General features: G+C 72.7%; 2 protein-coding genes. Both read left to right on the top strand.

Going from position 1 to position 2,727, the window contains the following annotated elements; genetic code table 11:
* Positions 1–115: 115 nt before the first annotated feature.
* A complete protein-coding gene (locus tag FV226_RS27250; RefSeq protein WP_246691754.1) occupies positions 116–1,714 on the top strand; it encodes a glucan biosynthesis protein in 1,599 nt (532 codons plus the stop codon).
* 211 nt (positions 1,715–1,925) lie between these two features.
* The gene (locus tag FV226_RS27255; protein WP_238272260.1) at positions 1,926–2,624 is read left to right on the top strand and encodes a TetR/AcrR family transcriptional regulator; all 699 of its coding nucleotides are present in this window, start codon (positions 1,926–1,928) and stop codon (positions 2,622–2,624) included.
* Positions 2,625–2,727 lie beyond the last annotated feature (103 nt).

The following is a 2,727-nucleotide window of genomic DNA, read 5'->3' on the forward strand; positions in this document are numbered from 1 at the left end:
CCCGCAACCATCCGCCAGCGTATCCCCCTCCCGCCGCCGCGTTCTTCGCACGGCCCTGACCGCGATGGTCGGCAGCGTCGTTCCTAGCGTCATCGATCTGAATGAGGCCCGAACGATGGCGCAAGAGGCCAAGGCACAGGAGCCCCAGGCGGTGACGGACGGGCCGACGACCTTCGCCACGGTGGCCCGCCTCGCGGAGCGGTTGGCCGGCGCACCCTACGTCGCGCCCCCCGAAGACCTGCCGCCGGCGCTGGCCGGGCTGACCTACGACCAGTACCGCGCCATCGTGTTCCGCCCGGCCGCGTCCTTGCGCTTCGGGCGACACTTCAGCGCGCAGCTGTTCCACCGCGGCTTCCTGCAGCGCAAGCGCTGCGCCCTGTTCGTGCAGCCGAAGGCCGGGCCAGCGCATCCCATCGCCTACGAATCCGGCCTGTTCGACCTCGGCACCGCGCTGGCCGGCCAGAGCTTCCCGGCCGGCCTCGGCTTTGCCGGCTTCCGGTTGCACTTCGCCGCCAGCGACACGCCGCCCGGGCGGCCGCGCGGCTTCCAGGAGGAGTTCCTGGTGTTCCTCGGCGCCTCCTATTTCCGCCTGCGCGGCGAGGGCCAGGAATACGGGCTCTCGGCCCGGGGCGCGGCCATCGGCACCGGGTCTTCCACCGGCGAGGAGTTCCCCGACTTCACCGCCCACTGGATCTGCGAGCCCGAGGACGACGCCCGCACGATCACCGTGCTCTCGCTGCTCGACAGCCCGAGCCTGGCCGGCGCCTACCGCTTCGACATCACGCCCGGCGATCCGGCGCGCATCCAGGTCACGGCCTCGCTCCACCCGCGCAAGAGCATCCCGCAGCTCGGCCTCGCGCCGCTGACCAGCATGTTCCTGCACGGCCAGAACGGGCCGGGCGCGCGGGGGGCGAAACCCTTCGACGACTTCCGGCCGCAGGTGCACGATTCCGACGGGCTGGTGGTGCGCGCCGGCGCTGACCAGCTGTGGCGCCCGCTGGTCAACGGACGGCCGAGCCCGCAGATCTCGTCCTTCCGCGCGGCGCCGCTCTCGGGCTTCGGGCTGATGCAGCGCGAGCGGAACTTTGCCGCCTACCTCGACGTCGAGGCGCGGCACGAGGCGCGGCCGGGGCTGTGGGTCGAGCCCGGCGCTCCGAAGCTCGAGATGGTCGCGGCCGGCGCCTCGCCGCGGGCCGGCGACGTGTTCGCGGCCGGCCAGGTGCAGCTGTTCGAGATCCCCTCGGTCGAGGAGTACATGGACAACATCGTGGCGGCCTTCGTGCCGGACGCGCCTGTCCGCCCCGGCCACCCGATCGCGCTGACCTACGGGCTGACCACGGTGGGCGCCGAGCCCGTCCCGGCTCTGCCCGGCACGCTGGCCCGCGTGGTCTCGACCCGCGTCGGCTCGCCCGACCGCCTGCGTCCGGTCGACCCGCCGATCGCCGGGCGGCGGCTGTACTGCATCGACTTCGCAGGACCGGACCTGCCCCAGGGCGCCCTCGACGCCGAGGGTGCGGGCGTCGGCGCGGAGGTCTCGGCCAGCGCCGGCACGATGCACGACCCCGTCGCCGCGCCGGTGCCGCAGACCGGCGGCTGGCGCATCTACGTGGAGTGGCGCCCCCCGGCCGCGCTGCCACCGGGCGACGTGGTGCTGCGCGCGCACCTCACCCGCGGCCGCCGCCGCATCAGCGAGACCTGGGACGCGTCGGCGTGAGCCCAAGCTGGCGGGGGCGGGGTCATCCCCTCTCCCCGCCAGCGGGATGCACGGCTCCGCGTTCGCATCACGTCAGCCCGTAGCCGCAACCCTGGCGTGAAACCGAACGCAGCCCGGCAGCTACAACTGACCAAAGGTTGCTCTCGGTGCGTCGATGCCGACAAGCTCGGCCGAGTATCGCGAATCAGGTCGGCTTCGAAGCGGGGCTAGGGTGGACGAGGACGATTCCCAAGCGGCGGAACCGGCGCCGCGCCGACGCCGTCACCTGCCGGCCGCCGAGCGCGAGCGGCAGATCGTCGAGGCGGCCACGCGCTTCTTCGCCGAGCAGGGCTTTGCCGGGCAGACCCGCGAGCTCGCCGCGCGTATGGGCATCACCCACTCGGCGATCTTCCGCTACTTCCCGACCAAGGAGGCCCTGATCGAACGGGTCTACGACCAGGTCTTCGTCGCCCGCTGGAACCCGGATTGGGGACCGATGGTGCGGGATCGCAGCCGGCCGCTCGAGGCGCGGCTGGTCCAGTTCTACCGCGAATACGCCGCGCGGATCTTCGACTACGAATGGGTGCGGATCTTCGTCTTCGCGGGCCTTCGCTCGGTCGACATCACCCCCCGCTACCTCGCCATCGTGCGCGAGGCCCTGATCCTGCCGGTCTGCGCCGAGTTGCGCGCCGAGTTCGGCCTCGAACCGCCGGACGCGCTGCCGCTGCAGGAGCGCGAGATCGAGGCGGTCTGGGCGCTGCACGGCAAGGTGTTCTACATCGCCGTGCGCAAGTACGTGTACAACCTGCCGACGCCCGAGGATGTCGGCCCGATCCTCGCCGACGACGTGTCCGTCTTCATGTGCGGAGCGCCGGCTCTGTTCCGGGCGATCCATGCGGATGCGGCGGCGCGGGGGCAGGCGGCGGGCTGACCGCCCTTACCCGAACGCCCCCCGGTCCCGATGGCAGGCGACCGTGTGCGCTGCTCCGACCGGGCGGGGCAGCGGCAGCTCCGTCCGGCAGACGGCGATGGCG

Source organism: Methylobacterium sp. WL12, from assembly GCF_008039475.1.
Classification (GTDB): domain Bacteria; phylum Pseudomonadota; class Alphaproteobacteria; order Rhizobiales; family Beijerinckiaceae; genus Methylobacterium; species Methylobacterium cerastii.

What these genes read in the sequence shown, in the direction of transcription:
- FV226_RS27250 (WP_246691754.1), top strand. Translation starts at nt 116, where the DNA reads ATGGCGCAAGAGGCCAAGGCACAGGAGCCCCAGGCGGTGACGGACGGG.